Origin of the sequence: Citrobacter pasteurii, from assembly GCF_019047765.1 — a bacterium.
In the GTDB taxonomy this organism is placed as follows: Bacteria; Pseudomonadota; Gammaproteobacteria; order Enterobacterales; family Enterobacteriaceae; genus Citrobacter; species Citrobacter pasteurii.
This window is the reverse complement of sequence record NZ_CP077262.1, coordinates 833,800-854,143: the sequence shown is the minus strand read 5'-3', so window position 1 is coordinate 854,143 and position 20,344 is coordinate 833,800. Positions and strand designations below refer to the sequence as shown.

Here is a 20,344-nt window from a genome sequence, read left to right as displayed (position 1 = left end):
TGGTGGTTATTTCTTAAAAGAATCAGCCAGTTTCTGTGTGGCTGAACGGAACACGCCAAGGTCGCTGCCAACGGCAACAAAGGTCGCGCCCCACTCCAGATAACGACGCGCATCCGCCTCTACCGGGGCCAGAATACCGCTTGGTTTGCCATGTGCTTTCGCGCGGGCAAAAATGTGCTGGATAGCTTTCTGCACATCAGGATGTGACGCATTGCCGAGATGGCCTAACGCCGCGGCCAGATCGCTTGGGCCGACGAAGACACCGTCTACGCCTTCGGTCGCCGCGATGGCGTCAACGTTATCAACGCCCTGCTGACTTTCGATCTGCACGATGATGGTGATGTTCTTATTCGACTGCGCAAAGTAGTCCGGTACGGTGCCAAACATATTGGCGCGATGGGAGACGGACACACCGCGAATACCTTCCGGCGGATAGCGGGTCGACGCCACGGCGTTCACCGCTTCTTCTTCGGTCTCAACAAACGGGATCAGGAAGTTATAAAACCCGATATCCAGCAGACGCTTGATAATCACCGGCTCGTTGGTCGGTACACGCACGACCGGCGCGCTGGCGCTGCCTTTCAGCGCCATCAATTGCGGGATAAACGTCGAGATATCGTTCGGCGCGTGTTCGCCATCCAGCACCAGCCAGTCAAAACCTGCCAGGCCTAAAACCTCGGTACTGATTGGGCTGGCTAATGCAGACCAGCAGCCAATCTGAATCTGTTGCGCCGCGAGAGCCGCTTTAAACTTATTCGGGAAAATCGTGTTATTCATCGCCTATACCTTTGTTTATTTCTGCAATTCCATACGTTTAATGTCACCGACAATAAACAGGTAGCAAACCATTGCCATCAGCGCCGAACACCCTACAAACATCAGCGCAGCATTAAATGAGTGCAGCTCGCTCACCAGATAACCAATCACCAGCGGGGTGACGATGGAAGCGACGTTGCCAAATACGTTAAAAACACCACCACACAGACCGACGATTTCTTTCGGTGCGGTATCGGAGATCACCGGCCAACCCAGCGCGCCGAAGCCTTTGCCGAAGAACGCCAGCGCCATCAGCGCGACAACCAGGGTGGTGTTATCGGTGTAGTTACACAGAATAATGGTCGACGCGAGCAACATTCCGAGCACAATTGGCAGCTTACGCGCCAGAGTAATACTGGAGCCGCGTTTAATCAGATAATCGGAGAACACCCCGCCGAGCACGCCACCGGCAAATCCACACAGCGCAGGAATAGACGCCACCAGGCCTACCTTCAGGATCGACATACCTTTTTCTTGCACCAGGTAGATCGGGAACCAGGTCAGAAAGAACCAGGTGATGGTATTGATAAAATACTGTCCGAAGAACACCCCAAGCATCATGCGATTAGTCAGCAACTGCTTGATATAATGCAGCTTAGGACCGCCAGATGCTGCATCGCCCGGCTTCTTGTGATCCATATCCACAACCGCGCCGTTGTCAGAGATAAACTTCAGTTCTTCTTGCGACATACGCGGATGCTCGGTCGGGTTATGGATCAGTTTCACCCACAGCCCGGTGAGCACAAAACCGATAACGCCCATCACGGTAAAGACGTGCTCCCAGCCCCAGGCGAAGGTCAGCCAGCCCAGCAGCGGCGAAAACAGTGCCAGGGAGAAATATTGTGCGGAATTAAAAATCGCGGATGCCGTGCCGCGCTCTTTTGTCGGGAACCAGGCGGCCACAATACGGGCGTTCGCCGGGAAAGACGGCGCTTCCGAGAAGCCCAGCATGAAACGCATGATGAACATTGAAATACCTGCCCAGGCCAGCGGAAACATATCCACGAATCCCTGCAGGAAGGTAAACAGCGACCAGAAAAACAGGCTGTAAGTGTAGACTTTCTTCGAGCCGAACTTGTCGAGCAGCCATCCGCCGGGAATTTGCATCAGCAAATAAGCCCAGCCAAAAGCCGAAAAAATGTAACCCATTGATATGGCGCTAAGCTGTAGCTCTTTCGCCACTTCCGTACCGGCAATAGACAACGTCGCACGGTCCGCATAGTTAACGGCTGTAACAATAAAGATTATCAGCAATATTAAATAACGAGTGTGCGTACCTTTCTTTTTCTCGACAACTGTATCCAGTATCATTCTAATTACCTCGGGTACATAAAAGTTTTTATTATTATTTGGCAGATATCCCTGGTGATAAATTACCGATAATAAAAACGTATAATAATTTATCAGACGCTATGAAACCGTGATTTAGTATAATCAGCAGCGCAACGTTAATCATTGTGCAAGCGCTCATTAAACATGCGTTATGAAAATAATGTTTTGGGCATATGCACACATGCATGGGCGCTAATCCACACATTTACGTATTGCTACCCCTGCTGGTGCGGTCTTGCTGAGTTTAAGTGATCATTGTCACATTTTTCACGATAAACTCCTGACATTCTTATTTCACGATACCGAATCTTTATTACTGATAATGAGATTCGAAATATAAATATCCACACTATTATCACCACTTGTTGGAGAATACTGGACAATGGCCGACATCGAAATTAGACAAGAATCGCCAACGGCGTTTTATATTAAAGTTCACGACACAGATAATGTGGCGATTATTGTCAATGACAATGGTCTGAAATCCGGGACGCGTTTTCCGGATGGACTGGAGCTAATTGAACATATTCCCCAGGGACATAAAGTGGCGCTCGTGGATATTCCTGTTCACGGTGAAATCGTACGTTATGGCGAAGTGATAGGCTATGCCGTTCGCGATATCCCACGCGGCAGCTGGATCGATGAATCGATGGTTGAACTGCCAAAAGCCCCGCCGCTGGAAACATTACCGCTGGCAACCAAAGTCCCGGAACCGCTGCCGCCGCTGGAGGGGTATACCTTCGAAGGGTACCGCAATGCTGACGGCAGCGTCGGCACCAAGAATCTGCTCGGCATCTCCACCAGCGTGCACTGCGTGGCGGGAGTGGTGGACTATGTAGTGAAAATCATTGAGCGCGACCTGCTGCCCAAATATCCGAATGTCGACGGCGTAGTCGGGCTCAATCATCTGTACGGCTGCGGCGTAGCGATTAACGCGCCAGCCGCCATCGTGCCGATTCGTACAATCCACAATATTGCGCTGAACCCGAACTTCGGCGGTGAAGTAATGGTCATCGGCCTCGGCTGCGAAAAACTCCAGCCTGAGCGCCTGCTGGAGGGTACTCACGATGTAAAAAGTATTCCGGTCGACAGCGCCAGCATCGTCAGCCTGCAGGATGAAAAACACGTTGGTTTTAAATCCATGGTAGAAGACATTTTGCAGGTCGCTGAGCGCCACCTGGCAAAGCTCAATCAGCGCCAGCGTGAAACCTGCCCGGCATCTGAACTGGTAGTCGGCATGCAATGCGGCGGCAGCGATGCGTTTTCTGGCGTAACGGCCAACCCGGCGGTAGGTTATGCCTCCGACCTGTTAGTTCGCTGCGGTGCGACCGTAATGTTCTCGGAAGTGACCGAAGTCCGCGATGCGATCCATCTTCTGACCCCGCGGGCAATTAACGAAGAGGTGGGCAAGCGCCTGCTCGAAGAGATGGCCTGGTACGACAACTATCTCGATATGGGGAAAACTGACCGCAGCGCTAACCCCTCTCCGGGTAACAAGAAAGGCGGTCTGGCAAACGTGGTGGAAAAAGCGCTGGGTTCTATTGCAAAGTCGGGCAAGAGCGCGATTGTCGAAGTCTTGTCGCCGGGTCAGCGTCCAACCAGGCGCGGCCTGATTTACGCAGCCACCCCGGCAAGCGATTTTGTCTGCGGCACGCAACAGGTTGCTTCCGGGATCACCGTACAAGTCTTTACCACTGGTCGCGGTACGCCGTACGGTCTGATGGCCGTGCCGGTGATAAAAATGGCGACGCGTACCGAGTTGGCCAATCGTTGGTTTGACCTGATGGATATCAACGCAGGCACCATCGCTACCGGAGAAGAAACCATTGAAGAAGTGGGGCTGAAACTGTTCGAGTTTATCCTCGACGTCGCCAGCGGACGTAAGAAAACCTTCTCAGATCAGTGGGGACTGCATAACCAGCTGGCGGTATTTAACCCGGCGCCAGTGACCTGATTATTCCAATCAGTGAAATACCAGACGATGTCATCGTCATCTGGTATTTCACCCCATCAGCGCCTTGATCTGCGCTAACGTTGACGTACCTTCCATTGGCCCACGCGTCGATATCGCCAACGAGCCTGCCGCATTGGCATGAGCCAGCGCATCCGGAATCGAGTATCCTGCAAGAAACAGGCTGACAAATGTTGCGCCAAAGCAATCACCAGCACCAGTGGGATCGACAACGTCAACCGGATAGCCGGTGACGTGATGCTGCTCCTGCGTAGAATAATAGCTGGCACCGCGAGGACCGCGTTTAATCACAATATGTTTAATTCCCCGAGCAAGCAGGTTTTCGACAATCTGCAGCTCATCGCGTGATTTGCTCAAACCAAAGTAGTCCAGTTCACCATCACTTGGCAGGAAGAAATCGGTGTAATCCAGGATGTATTCAAAAGCCTGTGACATCTCGCGAATATTCAGCATCTCTTTGCGAATATTCGGATCGAACGAGATGGTTCCTCCGTTCTCTTTAACAATGCTGATGGCTTTACGCACAGCATCAATCAGCCGAAAAGAAAATAATGAAGATCCCATTATGTGGAAGTGGTTACATTGCCCAAGCAATTTTCCATCAAGATGTTCAGCGCTCAGCAACCCACAGGCGCTGTTAGGTAAATTGAAGATAAAATCACGCTGTGCCTGTGAGCGATAGCTAACGAACGCACTGCCTGTGGTGGCATGAGGAAGAACGGAAATGCCCTTAACGTTCACACCGTCTCGTCTCAACCGGGCGATATTCATCTCCCCAAAGGCATCATTGCCAACGCAACTAAACAGCAAAGACTGAAAGCCCAGCTTAGCGACCTGATCGGCAAAGATAGCTGGCGCCCCACTGGGATACGGTCCCCAAAATTCGCCAGGGGACGAAAAACCCTGATTCTCTTTTTTCGCCAAAAATTCGACGAGTAATTCACCAAGTGTCGCAATAGTCATTTTCATGCGTTGTCCTTCACCTTGCTGGATGCAGGGCGGGATTAATCCAGGTCAGACATTCATTGTTGGTATAGCTGTTGGTCAACCCAACGGCGATAAATCGCGAGTGGTACTCGGCGGCAACAATCTGCGGGGTAACCACCGCACTAAGTGCGCTCAACTTACCTACAGGATATCTTGCTTCACCATAATCTGGACGCTGCGCAATGACCGCCACGCATCGCTGGCTGAGCCTGAGTGATTCCGCCAGTATTACCGCGGCGCTTTCGCTGGCTACACTCAGAGTGCCATCTTCGCTGACGTGCTCAATCATCACTACGCTACAGGTTGGCTGAAAACGCTGGATCGATTGAATAGCAATTTCGCCTTCCAGTCTCTGTCCGCTACGGTCCAGAGTCCCCCCCAGCAACACAATCTCACCGTCAATATAATCACGCGCAGTCGCCACATGGCCGAGATCGTTGAACGCCAGGCACAGCTCACGAGATTCGCCAAGAAAAGGGAGCGCTTTACGTGGAACGACTCCAGCCCCGAGAAAAAGCGAATCTTCATCAGCAACCAGCCGAGCAACCTGCTTTGCCAACTCAAGCTCACCGCTACGGTCCCACTCCTGTACCCGACTCATATCCTGAGTGACAGATGCTCTAACCGGCTGTGCGGTATAAATCGCCCCGCCAAAAGATCGTTTCAGGTAACCCTGCTGCTCCAGGTAATTGAGATCATTACGGATTGTCACTCCTGAAACGGCTAACATTTCTGCCAGGTCGTCCACTTTGATTTCACCGTTCTTACGAACGATTTCGGCAATGTCCAGACGCCTCTTCAGCAGGCTGGTAGATGGTTTTGCCACAACGTACCCTTTTTATATGACATGTCGGAAGTCTCTTCCGCGCTTTAACTTTCATTTTTAAATTTCCTCTGAGTGATGTCAATTACGCGTCGTTCACGAAGATGCAAAAAACTCAAAACATTTCAGTAATATCAATAAATTAGCAGCATCCTGCTTTTCCTCATTAACTTACAAAAGAAAATCAATAGTCAATAAATAACTTTCATTTTATAAATTTTAATACGATTTTGTGTAGATGATCACAATAAGATCCATGAATGATCGTTAGATTACTTTCAAAACGAAGCCGAAATATCAATATCAACTTTAATTTTGAAAGAAAACTAGAGAGAGAAAATCATGTTCATCATTTCCAGCAAAAATATGCTTCAGAAAGCGCAACGCGATGGCTACGCGGTACCAGCTTTTAATATCCATAACCTGGAAACCCTGCAGGTCGTTGTCGAAACCGCAGCAGAAATGCGCTCACCGTTGATCGTGGCAGGTACGCCTGGAACCTTCAGCTATGCCGGGACCGGAAATATCGTAGCGATCGCAGGCGATCTGGCTCGCGAGCACAATCTCCCTCTGGCGATTCACCTCGATCATCACGAATCAACGGTCGATATTGAAAGCAAAGTGCTGGCCGGCATCCGTTCCGTGATGATCGACGGCTCTCACTTTCCATTCGAAGAAAACGTGGCGCTGGTGAAAAAAGTGGTCGATTTTTGCCATCGCTACGATACGAGTGTAGAAGCAGAACTGGGACGTCTGGGCGGCGTGGAGGACGATCTGGTCGTCGACAGTAAAGATGCGCTGTATACCAATCCACAGCAGGCTCGCGAATTTGTTGCGCGGACCGAAATTGACTCTTTGGCCGTCGCGATTGGCACCGCTCACGGACTGTACGCCGCAGAACCCAAGCTCGACTTTAACCGCCTGGCAGAGATCCGCGCACAGGTCGATATCCCGCTTGTGCTGCATGGTGCTTCCGGCCTGCCAGAAAGCGATATCCGCAAAGCTATTAGCCTGGGCGTGTGCAAAGTTAATGTCGCGACAGAGTTAAAAATCGCGTTTTCTGATGCGCTAAAACAGTACTTTGCACAAAACCCGAAAGCCAACGACCCACGCCACTACATGCAGCCAGCAAAACAGGCGATGAAAGCAGTCGTACGCAAAGTGATCCATGTCTGCGGTTGTGAAGGACAGTTGTGAGGGAATACCGGTGATCTACACGTTAACGCTCAATACCGCGATTGATATGAATATCTTTAGCGATCCTTTACAGCCTGACATTGTAAACCGTACGCGTCATACAGAATATTGCCCAAATGGAAAAGGCGTCAACGTCGCCCTGGTATTAAACCATTTCCGACAACCGGCACATATACTGGGTATTTTTGGCGGCTTTACTGGTCGATATATTGTGGAAGAACTACGCAAGAAAAAAATTAGCGTTTCTCCTGCATGGGTGAATGAACCAACAAGAATTAATATTTTTATTAATGATGGTCAACAGGAGTACAAACTGGTCAATCCTGGCTCATATATTCCTGATGACTGTAAGCAGCAAGTATTGAATGAAATATCACGACTATCTGATGCAGAGTATTTGGTTATCAGTGGCAGTTTGCCTCAGGGAGTCGAAAGTAACTTTTATGCTGAAATTATGCAGATTTGTCAGCAAAAAGAAATTGCGATTGTACTGGATATTAGTCATCCATCGTTGCGTCAATTACTGGAGTTTAATCCATTATTAATCAAACCAAACGACGAGGAGATAAAAGCCATTTTTGGGTTAACCGTAACCAATGATGTTCAGGCAAAAAATGCCTTTGCAGAGTTGCACTCTCTCGGCGCCCAGAATGTTTTACTGACGCTCGGAGCCAAAGGCATGTACTTCTCAAACGGTATTGATAGTTGGTTTTGCACCGCACCAACTATTGAACTGGTGAGTTCAGCCTGCGCGGGCGATGCCTCGCTTGCTGCATTCCTAAGCCATTGGTTAACTACTGGTGAAGTGGAATATGCTCTGACGCTTGCCAGCGCAACGGGTGCAGATGTCGCAAGTTCAGCCGGGCTAGGCCAACTTGCAGCGATTGATACATTACTTCCTCAAACCCAGGTCCGAAAGCTGTAAACAAAAACAAATTAAAGGTCTGCTTATGAAAAAGATCATTGCAGTTACCGGCTGCCCTACCGGTATCGCGCATACTTTTATGGCTGAAGAAGCTTTAAAACATGCAGCTAAAAAAATGTCTGTCGAAATAAAAGTGGAAACGAATGGTGCCAGCGGCGTTGAGAACGCTATTACGCCTACTGACCTTAATGATATCGCGGGTGTAATTATTGCGGCCGATAAAGATGTTTCTCCCGACCGTTTTAACGGTTTACCGGTAATTGAGGTTCCGGTAAAAGAAGCCATTCACCATCCTGTTGAACTGATTAATAAGATTCTCAACGGTGAAGCTTCCATTCGTAAAGGCGCCCAAGCTATTTCGCAGAATAACACAGAAAAAGAATCTTTAGGTCGTCAAATTTATAAACACCTGATGAGTGGTGTTTCGAACATGCTGCCATTCGTGGTCGCCGGCGGTATATTGATTGCTATTTCTTTCTTGTGGGGAATTTATTCTGCCGACCCTAAGTCACCGGAATATAATGCCATTGCAGCCATGTTAATGAAGATTGGGCAGCAGGCTTTTTCAATCATGGTTCCCGTCTTTACTGCGTATATCGCTTACTCTATATCCGGAAGGCCTGGAATGGTGGCGGGCTTCGTTGGCGGCTTACTGGCTAACGCAACGGGCGCAGGGTTTCTCGGTGGCATCATTGCCGGGTTTGCAGCTGGTTATCTGATGCTGTGGGTAAAAAATCGGCTCGACGGTTTGCCTCGTCAGTACGAAGGGCTGAAGTCCATTTTCATCATGCCGCTGATTGGCGTGCTGGCTATTGGTGCGCTGATGTCGCTACTCGGACAACCCGTTGCCGCGATCAACAACGGTATGATGAACTGGCTTGCATCATTACAGGAAGCCAATCCTATTCTGCTTGGAATTGTCGTCGGTGCCATGTGCTCGTTCGACTTTGGTGGCCCGGTCAACAAAGCTGCCTACGTTACCGGCACACTGCTGCTCGGCCAGGGTAACTATTTCTTTATGGCGGGCGTTTCCGCTGCCTGTATCACTCCTCCGTTGGTGATCGCTCTGGCAACCACCTTCTTCCCAAGAGGTTTTAGCGAAGAAGAACGCGCTGCCGGGATGGTGAACTACATTCTTGGCTGTACGCACATCACTGAAGGCGCGATCCCGTTTGCTGCAAAAGATCCTCTACGTGTAATCCCAATGATGATGATCGCGTCAAGTATTTCCGCCGTTCTCAGCTACAGCTTGCATATTCAGGTACCCGCCCCGCATGGCGGTTTCCTGATCCTGCCATTAGTCAGCAAACCCATTGCCTGGGTGCTGTGTATTCTTGCAGGCTCCGCATGCGGCGCCATTATGCTGGGATCGTGGAGATTGTGGCTAAATCGCAAACTGCCTGTCGGTTCAGACAGCACCACTATTCAGACAGGAGGTCAGAATGCAACTTTGTGAGCAGGACATTTTCATCAGTGACGAGCAAATCGACAAAGCCACTGCACTCCAGCGGGTTTCAGAGAAGTTGGTTACAGCCGGGAATACGACACCTGAGTATCTGCAAGGTATGCTGGATCGTGAAGCTCAAATCTCCACTTACCTCGGTAACGGTATCGCCATCCCTCACGGCACGCCTGAGACTCGCCACGCAGTACTGAATACTGGCGTGAAGGTCATCATTTTTCGTCAGGGCGTGGCATGGGGGGATGACAACATTGCACATATGGTCACTGGTATTGCAGCGCGTTCGAATGAACATCTTGAGATTCTGCGTCAATTGACTCGCGTGTTAAGTGATGACAGCGTCCCTCAAGCGTTACAAAAGGCGAAAACACCCAGCGAAGTTTTAACCATTTTAACTGGCACTGATACTGACAATAACCCGCAAGAAGAAGGAATTGCAGGTGAACAGGCCACCTTCGTTATTCATAACCCGCATGGCCTGCATGCCAGACCGAGTGCTGTACTGGTCAAATTTATTAAGCAACTTGATTGCGCCGTCACGATTGAAAACCTTGATAACAACACAGGTCCTGTAGATGGTAAAAATCTGATGAAAGTTGTCTCGTTAGGCGCAAAAAATGGTCATCGTATGCGATTCACTGCGCAAGGTGCGGATGCCCAACGCGCTCTACATGAGATTGGGCAGCGTATTGGACAGGGATTAGGAGAGATGGTCTCAGTACCCGTCACCCCACCCCCTGAAGCAGCACGCCAGAAACGAAGTTGGCTATCTCGTTTGTTTAATTAATGTCTGACTAACCTTATCCGCGCCTGGTTTCTTCAGGCGCGGATTGATGCCTAATGCTAAATCGCCTTTCAAACCACCTTTCATAACCCTCCCATTTCTTTCGAAACTTTCATTTTTCAGATCGAAATCACATAAAAACATTACGAAACCCTATACTTTATTTCGAAGAAAGGAAATCGAAAGACTTCGGAGGAAGTATGTTTATCATTTCAAGCAAAATGATGCTGAAGAAGGCGCAACAAGAAGGCTACGCCGTACCGGCGTTTAACATCCACAACCTGGAGACCCTACAGGTTGTCGTGGAAACAGCTGCCGAACTACGTTCTCCGTTGATCGTCGCCGGTACGCCAGGCACATTTAGCTATGCCGGGGTTGGTAACATCGTTGCAATCGCCAGTGAACTGGCAAAATGCTGGAACCATCCCCTCGCCATCCATCTCGATCACCATGAAAGCGCCACTGATATTGAAGCGAAAGTCGCTACGGGTATTCGCTCCATCATGATCGATGGTTCCCATCTGCCGTTTGCCGAGAACATTACGTTAGTTAAACGCGTGACGGACTACTGCCACCGCTATGACGTTAGCGTTGAAGCGGAGCTGGGACGGCTGGGTGGACAAGAAGATGACCTGATCGTGGATGGAAAAGATGCGCTTTATACCCACCCAGAACAGGCTCGGGAGTTCGTGGAAAAAACCGGCATCGACTCACTGGCGGTCGCGATTGGCACGGCGCATGGCCTGTACAACGCTGAACCAAAACTGGATTTCGAACGACTGGCAGAAATTCGCCAGTGCGTTGAAATCCCTTTGGTTTTACATGGCGCATCCGGCCTGCCTACACATGATATTAAGCGCGCTATCTCTTTAGGAATCTGCAAAGTGAACGTCGCGACCGAACTCAAAATCGCCTTTGCTGACGCACTCAAAACTTATCTGAGTACACATGCCAATGCGAATGACCCACGGCATTACATGATGCCTGCCAAAGCCGCCATGAAAGAGGTGGTGCGTAAAGTCATTGCCGATTGCGGCTGTGAAGGGAAATTGTAACTTATTGATTTAATTTACTTGTCCGGATTCTGACAAAGGTCTGTTTTAAAGCTGGATCACGAAAGTCGCTTTTACCCTTTGCCTTCAATCCAAAAATATTATGAAGATAAACAAAAGATATCGGAGATAGAAGTGAAAGAAATAATCTCTCGTCATAAAGCAGGTGAGCATTTAGGTATTTGTTCGGTTTGTTCAGCACATCCGCTGGTTATTGAATCCGCATTACGTTTTGATCTCAATACAGACAGTAAAGTTCTGATCGAAGCGACGTCTAATCAGGTTAATCAGTTTGGTGGCTATACAGGGATGAAACCCGCTGATTTCCGTGACTTTGTCTATGGCATCGCACAAGAGATTGGTTTCCCTCGCGAAAGACTGATCCTCGGGGGCGATCACCTCGGCCCTAACTGCTGGCAAAATGAAACTGCGGCAGAAGCGATGGAGAAATCGGTTGAGTTAATTAAAGCCTACGTTGCTGCAGGATTCAGCAAAATTCACCTGGACGCTTCAATGTCCTGCGCTGACGACCCTACACCGCTGGACCCAATGGTTGTTGCCCAGCGAGCAGCCCTACTTTGCCAGGCTGCGGAAGCAATAGCCACGGAAGAACAAAAACGCCAACTGACTTACGTGATAGGTACAGAAGTCCCGGTACCTGGTGGAGAAGCCAGCACCATTGGCACTGTACACGTTACGCGTGAAGAAGATGCCGCCCGGACACTGGAAACCCACCAGGTTGCCTTCCGTGCGTTAGGACTTGAAGAGGCGTTAACTCGCGTTATCGCCATTGTGGTTCAGCCCGGCGTCGAGTTCGACCACACTCAAATCATTCACTATCAACCACAAGCTGCAAAAGCGCTTTCTGCCTGGATCAAAGAAACCCCAATGGTCTACGAAGCGCATTCAACAGATTATCAAACCCGTCAGGCATACCGTGCGCTGGTACGCGATCACTATGCAATTTTGAAAGTGGGTCCGGCACTCACCTTTGCCCTGCGTGAAGCCATTTTTGCCCTGGCGCAAATGGAAAATGAGCTGGTATCCCCAGAGCAGCGAAGCCGGGTTCTGGACGTGATTGACGAAGTGATGCTGAATGAACCGGATTACTGGAAAAAATACTATCGTCCAACCTGGAGTCAGGCGATGGTTGATATTCACTTCAGTCTCTCCGACCGTATTCGTTACTACTGGCCGCATCCCCGCATTCGCCAAAGTGTAGAGAAATTAATAACCAACCTTAATGACGTCGCGTTACCTCTGGGACTCATTAGCCAATTTATGCCGGTGCAGTTTGAGCGTCTGTCTGAAGGCACATTAACCGCGACACCACACAATTTGATTATCGACAAAATCCAGGATGTTCTGCGCGCCTATCGCTTTGGTTGCGCACCAGTAATCGCCTGAAATCTGGAGAATATATGAGTCAACTCTTTGTCCGAACAGGAATTAACTTTAGCTCGTGTCAGCATGCGCTGACCCATATTGGGGAGGAGATGCTGGCTAAAGGGGTCGTGCATGAAAGCTACCCGCAGGCCCTGATTGAGCGTGAAGTAACCTTTCCAACTGGAATTGCGCTGGAACGTCATGCCGTTGCGATTCCGCATTGTGAAGCTGTTCACGCGAAATCTCCGGCTATCTATCTGATTCGCCCAGATACACCGGTTAATTTTCAACAAGCGGATGATGATGAAGAGATAGCCGTCTCTTTAATTATCGCCTTAATTGTTGAAAACCCGACGGCGCAACTGAAGCTCCTGCGTCGTCTGTTTAGTGAGCTACAAAACCCGAGCACCATTGAAGCATTGCTGAATGCACCCGATGCAGAACTGGCAATACTCTTTCGGGAAAAAATCCTTGAGTCTGAGCCCTGCGCCCAGGCTTGATAAAAAACTGATAATAAAAGGAATACCCTATGAAACGTAAAGTAATTGTGGCCTGTGGCGGTGCTGTAGCAACTTCAACAATGGCTGCGGAAGAAATCAAAGAGCTCTGCGAAGCCAACAATATCCAACTCGACCTGGTTCAGTGCCGGGTAACGGAAATCGAAACCTATATGGATGGCGCGGACCTTATTTGTACTACTGCTCGCGTTGACCGTACATTTGGCGATATCCCGGTGGTTCACGGCATGCCTTTTGTCTCAGGCGTGGGTATCGAAGCATTACAGCAAAAAATACTGACTATCCTCGTGGGGTAACGCCATGTTTAGCGAAATAATGCGTTATATCCTCGACTTAGGTCCAACGGTTATGCTGCCGTTAGTGATCATCATCTTCTCAAAATTATTGGGAATGAAGCTCGGGGATTGTTTTAAATCTGGTCTGCATATCGGGATCGGCTTCGTCGGTATTGGTCTGGTGATCGGCCTGATGCTGGACTCTATTGGACCAGCCGCAAAAGCGATGGCGGAACAGTTTCAAATCAACCTGCACGTCATTGACGTCGGCTGGCCGGGTTCATCACCAATGACCTGGGCTTCGCAAATTGCGTTAATTGCGATTCCTGTCGCCATTGGGGTGAATATCCTGATGCTGGTTACCCGCATGACCCGCGTGGTGAACGTCGACATCTGGAATATCTGGCATATGACGTTTACCGGCGCCATGTTGCATCTGGCAACCGGTTCATACTGGCTGGGCATTCTCGGCGTGGTTGTTCATGCCGCCTTCGTCTACAAACTGGGTGACTGGTTTGCGAAAGACACGCGCGACTTTTTTGGTCTGGAAGGGATTGCTATCCCCCACGGTTCCTCAGCCTACCTGGGCCCTATCGCGGTCCTGGTTGATACGATCATTGAAAAAATCCCGGGTCTGAATCGTATTCACTTCAGTGCAGACGATGTACAGAAACGCTTCGGACCTTTTGGCGAGCCGGTTACCGTCGGCTTCGTTATGGGTCTGGTTATCGGTATGCTGGCAGGATATGACGTGAAAGGCGTCCTGCAACTGGCCGTGAAAACGGCTGCCGTGATGCTGCTGATGCCACGCGTGATTAAACCGATTATGGATGGCTTAACACCTATCGCGAAGCATGCCCGCAAACGCCTGCAGGCAAAATTTGGCGGTCAGGAGTTCTTAATTGGTCTGGACCCTGCGCTGCTTCTCGGTCATACGTCGGTAGTTTCTGCCAGTCTGATCTTTATTCCGCTGACCATCCTGATTGCCGTGCTGGTCCCAGGTAATCAGGTACTGCCCTTCGGCGATCTCGCGACCATTGGTTTCTTTGTTGCCATGGCGGTAGCCGTTCATCAGGGGAACCTGTTCCGCACGCTGATCTCTGGCGTCATCATCATGGGCATCACCTTGTGGATCGCCACCCAGACCATCGGCTTACACACTCAGCTTGCCGCCAATGCAGGCGCATTGAAAGCCGGTGGCATGGTGGCCTCAATGGACCAGGGCGGCTCCCCAATCACCTGGTTGCTGATCCAGCTTTTCACCTGGCAGAACGTGGTAGGTTTCATCATTATCGCTGCTATTTACCTGTTGGGTGTGCTGCTGACCTGGCGTCGGGCACGTAATTTCGTGGCAGCTGAAAAAGCTGCAGCCATAACGGAAAGCCAGACCGCATCATAATTTCTGGGGAGCATTTGCTCCCCTTCACATTTCTGGAGACTCTTATGAAATCAGTGGTTATTCACGCTGAGGGCGACGTACGCGTTGAAGAACGTCCCATACCACATCTGCAAACGGATGAAGATGTACTGGTTAAGGTAGTCAGCTCAGGGCTTTGCGGCTCGGACATTCCCCGAATCTTCAATCGTGGCGCTCACTATTATCCAATCACGCTTGGGCATGAGTTCAGTGGCTATGTTGATTCCTACGGCGCTGGGGTTACCGACCTACAACCCGGCGATGCCGTTGCCTGCGTACCGCTACTTCCCTGCTTCCACTGCCCTCAGTGCGAGCGCGGCTACTTCTCGTTGTGTAAGCAGTATCAGTTTGTCGGTTCACGTAGTGAAGGGGGCAACGCAGAATATGTAGTGGTAAAACGCGCTAATCTGTTCCGCCTGCCTTCAGATATGCCGATTGAAGATGGCGCGTTCATTGAACCCATCACCGTCGGCCTGCATGCGTTTCATTTGGCGCAGGGTTGTGAAGGCAAAAACGTGATTATTGTTGGCGCGGGTACTATCGGTTTACTGGCACTGCAATGCGCCCGCGAACTCGGCGCCAAAAGCATCACGGCGATTGATATCAACCCGCAAAAGCTGGCGTTAGCAAAAGAACTAGGAGCAACCTATGTGTTTAACAGTCGGGAGATGAGTGCGACTGAGATTCACTCTGGTCTGGAGAATGTTCAGTTTGACCAACTCATACTGGAAACCGCGGGAACCCCACAAACTGTGACGCTATCGATCGAAATTGCCGGCCCTCGCGCTCAACTGGCGTTAGTGGGTACGCTGCATCACGATCTGGCGCTGGCTTCAGGTGTCTTTGGACAAATATTGCGTAAAGAGTTAACCATTCTTGGCAGTTGGATGAACTATTCCAGCCCATGGCCTGGAGAAGAATGGGAAACTGCAGCGCGTTTACTGACGGAAAAACGCTTACAGCTTGAGCCATTAATTGCCCACAGTGGCGATGCCGAGAGCTTTGCCAGCGCCGTCAAGTCACTCAATGGCGCGCCGATGCAGGGTAAAATTCTGCTCAAACTCTCCTGACCCCACGAGCCAGCAACCTGCGCTGGCTCACATTTACTTTCGAAATTTAGCGTTCACCTTTCGCAATCCTTCGATTAAACTAGTGACAGTCAAATTATCAGGCAAATCAATATGAACTCATTTGAGAGAAGGAATAAAATTGTCGACCTGATTAATACGCAAGGTAGCGTACTGGTAATGGACCTTTCGAATACCTTTGGTATTTCTGAAGTCACCATTCGCGCCGACCTGCGGTTATTAGAAGAGAAGGGTCTGGTCACCCGTTTTCATGGCGGTGCGGCAAAACCAGGAAGCCATCTGGCTGAAGGTGACAATCAGGAAGTATTGTTAGAAGATCGGTATCAGCTTGCCAGCGATCCCAAAAAGCGGATCGCTCAGGCGGCAACGGCAATGGTCGAAGAAGGAATGACCGTGATCCTGGATAGCGGAAGCACGACCTTACTGATCGCTGAGGCGCTAAACCGAAAAAGTAATATCACTGTTATTACCAATAGCCTGCCTGCTGCGTTTACGTTATCGGAAAACAAAGATATTACGCTGGTCGTCTGCGGTGGCACGGTGCGTCACAAAACGCATTCAATGCATGGCACTATCGCTGAACGTTCCCTACAAGGAATAAGCGCTGACCTGATGTTTGTGGGCGCTGACGGGATTGATGCCACTAATGGTATTACGACATTCAACGAAGGCTATTCGATTAGTAGCGTAATGGCGGCGGCTGCACATAAGGTCATTGCTGTACTGGATGCGACAAAATTTAACCGACGTGGATTTAATCAGGTACTTCCCATGGAGAAGATTAACTGCGTAATAACCGACGACAGCATCAGCAAACAGGATAAATCAGCGCTGGCTAAAACAGGCGTTGAACTGCTGGTCGTTTAAATTACCCGCCACATCCCTCCTTTCGTCGCGCCAACGCGTTGCAGTTTGCCTTTTAGCTGCAACGCTTTCAGCGCGTTCTTCCGACATTTCTTCCGACAAGCCGGCGATAAATCCAGACCCTCTTACTCTCCCTGCTGTTCCAGCGCGTGTTTGTACAACGCATTCTTCTTCACGCCATGGATTTCAGCGGCCAGCGCGGCGGCCTTTTTCAGCGGCAGTTCGGCTTGCAGCAGCGCCAGGGTCCGCAGCGCATCGGCAGGGAGATCGTCTTCCTGCGCTTTATGCCCTTCGACAATCAGCACCATTTCACCTTTACGACGGTTTTCATCTTCCTTGACCCACGCCAGCAATTCGCCGACCGGCGCGCCGTGAATGGTTTCCCAGGTTTTCGTCAACTCACGCGCCAGCACCACGTAGCGGGATTCGCCCCAGACGGCGACCATATCTTCCAGGCTATCCAGTAAACGGTGGGTTGATTCATAAAAAATAAGCGTACGTGGTTCAGCCTCAATGGCTTTCATCGCATCACGTCGGCCCTTAGATTTAGCGGGCAGAAAACCTTCATAGCAAAAGCGGTCTGAAGGCAGACCGGCAGCGCTCAGCGCGGCAATGGCGGCGCACGGGCCCGGCAGAGGAACAACGCGGATCCCCGCTTCGCGACAGGTGCGCACCAGATGGTAGCCAGGATCGTTAATCAGCGGCGTTCCGGCATCGGAAACCAGCGCAATGTTTTGCCCTTCTTTGAGTTTCGCCACCAGCGTTTCCGCTTTTTGTTGCTCATTGTGATCGTGCAACGCAAACAAACGGGCGTTTATCGCGAAATGTTGTAACAACAATCCGGTATGACGGGTGTCTTCAGCGGCAATCAAATCAACGGCTTGTAAAACTTCGAGCGCTCGTTGGGTAATATCAGCCAAATTTCCTATAGGAGTAGGTACAATAAAGAGTTGGCCTTGAGAATTATCCGCCGATTCGTGTTGTTTCATTGTGTCGTCCGTATTGCCGATTTAATATTGAGCATTGAGTAAAAAAATATCACTGGATACAGTATGGTACCCTCAACATTTTCTCGTTTGAAAGCCGCGCGCGCGCTACCAGTCATTCTGGCAGCACTGATTTTCGCAGGCTGTGGCACCCAGGCGCCAGACCAGAGTGCAGCCCATATGCAGGGCACTGCGCAGGCTGATTCCGGCTTTTATCTGCAACAAATGCAGCAAAGCTCAGATGATAGCAAGACCAACTGGCAATTACTCGCCATTCGTGCACTGCTGAAAGAAGGCAAGAGCCAGCAGGCTACCGAGCTGTTCAACCAGCTACCGCAGAAACTCAGCGATACTCAGCGTCGTGAGCAGTCTCTGCTGGCCGTCGAGATCAAGCTCGCGCAGAAAGATATCGCTGGCGCTCAGGTCCTGCTGGATAAACTCACTCCTGCCGATTTCGATCAAAACCAGCAGGCCAGATACTGGCAGGCGCAAATCGACGTCAACCAGGGTCGCCCATCACTGACGCTACTGCGCGCCCTGATCGCTCAGGAACCGCTGCTAGTCGCGAATGCTAAGCAGAAAAACATCGATGCCACCTGGCAGGCGCTGTCATCCATGACCCAGGAGCAAGCGCAGGCGCTGGTCATCAATGCAGATGAAAACGTGCTGCAAGGCTGGCTGGATCTCCAGCGCGTCTGGTTCGATAACCGTAACGATCCGGACATGATGAAAGCCGGTATTGCTGACTGGCAGAAACGTTATCCGCAAAATCCTGGCGCAAAAATGCTGCCAACGCAGTTGGTTAACGTGCAGAGCTTTAAGCCCGCCTCCACCAGCAAAATTGCGTTGCTGCTGCCGCTGAACGGTCAGGCCGCCGTATTTGGCCGTACTATTCAGCAAGGCTTTGAAGCGGCGAAAAACATGGGTACTCAACCGGTAGCGGCCCCTGCTGTAGCTGCGCCTGCTGTGGATACAACAGTTGCGACGACCACGGAACAGCCGCAAACGACTGACGGCGTTGCCAGCCCTTCTCAGGCGTCAGTCAACGATCTGACCAACGAGACGCCAGCACAGCCGGAAGCTGCGCCTGCACAGCCAACGACCGCCAGCGCGCCGGCGAATCCGTCCGCAGAGCTGAAAATCTACGACACGTCATCACAACCGCTGAACCAGATCCTGACTCAGGTTCAACAGGATGGTGCCAGCATCGTGGTTGGTCCGCTGTTGAAAAACAATGTTGAAGAGTTGATGAAAAGCAACACGCCATTAAACGTGCTGGCGCTTAATCAGCCGGAGTCGGTGAAAAACCTGCCGAACGTCTGCTACTTCGCTTTGTCGCCAGAAGATGAAGCACGCGATGCCGCGCGTCACATCCGCGATCAAGGAAAACAGACGCCGCTGTTGTTGATCCCTCGGAGTTCATTAGGCGATCGCGTTGCCAACGCCTTTGCACAGGAATGGCAAAAGCTGGGCGGCGGCGTAGTGTTGCAGCAGAAGTTCGGCTCCACCGCCGAGCTGAAAATGGGCGTCAACGGCGGCTCGGGGATTTCCCTGACGGGCAGCCCGATGGCGTCCTCTGTACCTGCGCAACCTGGCGTGACGATTGGCGGCCTGACGATACCGGCTGCGCCAACCGATGCCCAAATCACTGGCGGCAGCGGTCGTGTTGATGCCGTGTATATTCTGGCAACGCCGGAAGAAATTGCGTTTATTAAACCGATGATCGCCATGCGTAACGGCAGCCAGAGCGGTGCGACGCTGTACGCCAGCTCCCGCAGCGCGCAGGGTACCGCTGGTCCTGATTTCCGTCTGGAGATGGAAGGCCTGCAGTACAGCGAAATACCGATGCTGGCAGGCGCTAACGCTCCTCTCATGCAGCAAGCGCTTGGCGCGGTTCGTAACGACTACTCGCTGGCGCGTATGTACGCGATGGGCGTCGATGCCTGGTCGCTTGCCAACCACTTCTCGCAGATGCGTCAGGTGCAGGGTTTCGAAATTAACGGCAACACTGGCGCATTAACCGCAACGCCGGATTGTGTGATTAACAGGAAGTTATCATGGCTCAAATACCAGCAAGGACAAGTCGTCCCCGCCAGTTAACAAGTAAACAGACCGGTGACGCGTGGGAATCCACCGCGCGTGACTGGCTGCAGAGCAAGGGATTGCATTTTATCGCCGCCAACGTGCGTGAGCGTGGCGGCGAAATCGACCTGATAATGTGTGAAGGCAACACCACCGTATTTGTTGAAGTCCGCTTTCGACGCTCGACCCAGTTTGGCGGTGCAGCGGCAAGTGTGACCCGGAGCAAACAACACAAATTATTACAGACCGCCCGCTTGTGGCTTGCGCGCCACAATGGGAGTTTTGATACTGTGGATTGCCGGTTCGATGTGTTAGCCTTCACCGGAAATGATGTTGAGTGGTTTAAGGACGCGTTCAACGACCGCTCATAGTTGAAGA

The 20,344-nt window shown here is 50.8% G+C and carries 19 protein-coding genes; 14 read left to right on the top strand and 5 right to left on the bottom strand.

Translation table 11 applies throughout. The features are described 5' to 3' along the window. Positions 1–6: 6 nt before the first annotated feature. Both garL and garP read right to left on the bottom strand, forming a co-directional pair. The gene (gene garL, locus I6L54_RS04215) at positions 7–777 is read right to left on the bottom strand and encodes a 2-dehydro-3-deoxyglucarate aldolase (RefSeq protein WP_005131731.1); all 771 of its coding nucleotides are present in this window, start codon (positions 775–777) and stop codon (positions 7–9) included. Positions 778–792: 15 nt separating this feature from the next. Beyond that, positions 793–2,127 (bottom strand): galactarate/glucarate/glycerate transporter GarP, encoded by a 1,335-nt coding sequence (gene garP, locus I6L54_RS04210; protein ID WP_040234085.1) that lies wholly within the window; start codon positions 2,125–2,127, stop codon positions 793–795. A gap of 403 nt (positions 2,128–2,530) precedes the next feature. Between garP and garD the strand changes: the two genes are divergently transcribed. After that, positions 2,531–4,102: a galactarate dehydratase gene (gene garD / locus I6L54_RS04205; RefSeq protein ID WP_040234086.1), complete on the top strand. Its 1,572-nt coding sequence runs from the start codon at positions 2,531–2,533 to the stop codon at positions 4,100–4,102. A gap of 48 nt (positions 4,103–4,150) precedes the next feature. On the opposite strand, the gene I6L54_RS04200 is transcribed toward garD, so the two are convergent. Together I6L54_RS04200 and I6L54_RS04195 are read right to left on the bottom strand one after the other, a co-directional pair. Then, positions 4,151–5,089 carry a sugar kinase gene (locus I6L54_RS04200; protein ID WP_040234087.1) on the bottom strand — a complete coding sequence of 313 codons (939 nt, stop codon included), beginning with the start codon at positions 5,087–5,089 and terminating at the stop codon, positions 4,151–4,153. Between the two features lie 10 nt (positions 5,090–5,099). Next, complete coding sequence (locus tag I6L54_RS04195; RefSeq protein WP_040234088.1) at positions 5,100–5,933, bottom strand: DeoR/GlpR family DNA-binding transcription regulator; 834 nt, start codon at positions 5,931–5,933, stop codon at positions 5,100–5,102. Positions 5,934–6,272: 339 nt separating this feature from the next. Here I6L54_RS04195 and I6L54_RS04190 point away from each other — a divergent pair, with 339 nt between their 5' ends. The 11 genes from I6L54_RS04190 (at position 6,273) to I6L54_RS04140 (ending at position 16,901) form a co-directional block, all read left to right on the top strand. Continuing rightward, a complete protein-coding gene (locus I6L54_RS04190) occupies positions 6,273–7,127 on the top strand; it encodes a tagatose bisphosphate family class II aldolase (RefSeq protein ID WP_040234090.1) in 855 nt (284 codons plus the stop codon). Between the two features lie 10 nt (positions 7,128–7,137). Next, positions 7,138–8,052, top strand: coding sequence for a 1-phosphofructokinase (gene pfkB, locus I6L54_RS04185; RefSeq protein ID WP_040234091.1), 915 nt, complete (start codon positions 7,138–7,140; stop codon positions 8,050–8,052). 25 nt (positions 8,053–8,077) lie between these two features. Continuing rightward, positions 8,078–9,508, top strand: coding sequence for a PTS fructose transporter subunit IIC (locus I6L54_RS04180; protein WP_040234092.1), 1,431 nt, complete (start codon positions 8,078–8,080; stop codon positions 9,506–9,508). Next, a complete protein-coding gene (locus tag I6L54_RS04175) occupies positions 9,495–10,301 on the top strand; it encodes an HPr family phosphocarrier protein (RefSeq protein WP_040234094.1) in 807 nt (268 codons plus the stop codon). The genes I6L54_RS04180 and I6L54_RS04175 overlap by 14 nt, the downstream gene beginning before the upstream one ends. Positions 10,302–10,498: 197 nt before the next feature. Continuing rightward, complete coding sequence (locus I6L54_RS04170; RefSeq protein WP_040234096.1) at positions 10,499–11,353, top strand: tagatose bisphosphate family class II aldolase; 855 nt, start codon at positions 10,499–10,501, stop codon at positions 11,351–11,353. A 132-nt stretch (positions 11,354–11,485) separates the two neighbouring features. After that, positions 11,486–12,757, top strand: a complete 1,272-nt coding sequence (gatZ, locus tag I6L54_RS04165; protein ID WP_040234104.1) for a tagatose-bisphosphate aldolase subunit GatZ — start codon at positions 11,486–11,488, stop codon at positions 12,755–12,757. A gap of 14 nt (positions 12,758–12,771) precedes the next feature. Further along, entirely contained in the window at positions 12,772–13,236 is a 465-nt protein-coding gene (gatA, locus tag I6L54_RS04160) for a PTS galactitol transporter subunit IIA (protein WP_040234105.1), read from the top strand. A 29-nt stretch (positions 13,237–13,265) separates the two neighbouring features. Then, positions 13,266–13,550 carry a PTS galactitol transporter subunit IIB gene (gene gatB, locus I6L54_RS04155; protein ID WP_003828616.1) on the top strand — a complete coding sequence of 95 codons (285 nt, stop codon included), beginning with the start codon at positions 13,266–13,268 and terminating at the stop codon, positions 13,548–13,550. Positions 13,551–13,554: 4 nt separating this feature from the next. Next, on the top strand, positions 13,555–14,928 hold the full coding sequence (locus I6L54_RS04150; RefSeq protein WP_040234106.1) for a galactitol-specific PTS transporter subunit IIC: 1,374 nt from the start codon (positions 13,555–13,557) through the stop codon (positions 14,926–14,928). 44 nt (positions 14,929–14,972) lie between these two features. After that, the gene (gene gatD / locus I6L54_RS04145; protein ID WP_040234109.1) at positions 14,973–16,016 is read left to right on the top strand and encodes a galactitol-1-phosphate 5-dehydrogenase; all 1,044 of its coding nucleotides are present in this window, start codon (positions 14,973–14,975) and stop codon (positions 16,014–16,016) included. A gap of 111 nt (positions 16,017–16,127) precedes the next feature. Beyond that, positions 16,128–16,901 carry a DeoR/GlpR family DNA-binding transcription regulator gene (locus I6L54_RS04140; protein ID WP_003828620.1) on the top strand — a complete coding sequence of 258 codons (774 nt, stop codon included), beginning with the start codon at positions 16,128–16,130 and terminating at the stop codon, positions 16,899–16,901. A 122-nt stretch (positions 16,902–17,023) separates the two neighbouring features. Here I6L54_RS04140 and rsmI read toward each other — a convergent pair whose 3' ends face one another. Continuing rightward, entirely contained in the window at positions 17,024–17,887 is an 864-nt protein-coding gene (rsmI, locus tag I6L54_RS04135) for a 16S rRNA (cytidine(1402)-2'-O)-methyltransferase (protein WP_003024942.1), read from the bottom strand. Between the two features lie 63 nt (positions 17,888–17,950). Here rsmI and I6L54_RS04130 point away from each other — a divergent pair, with 63 nt between their 5' ends. Together I6L54_RS04130 and I6L54_RS04125 are read left to right on the top strand one after the other, a co-directional pair. Next, on the top strand, positions 17,951–19,984 hold the full coding sequence (locus I6L54_RS04130; protein ID WP_040234110.1) for a penicillin-binding protein activator: 2,034 nt from the start codon (positions 17,951–17,953) through the stop codon (positions 19,982–19,984). Further along, the gene (locus I6L54_RS04125; RefSeq protein ID WP_040234114.1) at positions 19,942–20,337 is read left to right on the top strand and encodes a YraN family protein; all 396 of its coding nucleotides are present in this window, start codon (positions 19,942–19,944) and stop codon (positions 20,335–20,337) included. Before I6L54_RS04130 ends, I6L54_RS04125 begins: the two co-directional genes overlap by 43 nt. Positions 20,338–20,344 lie beyond the last annotated feature (7 nt).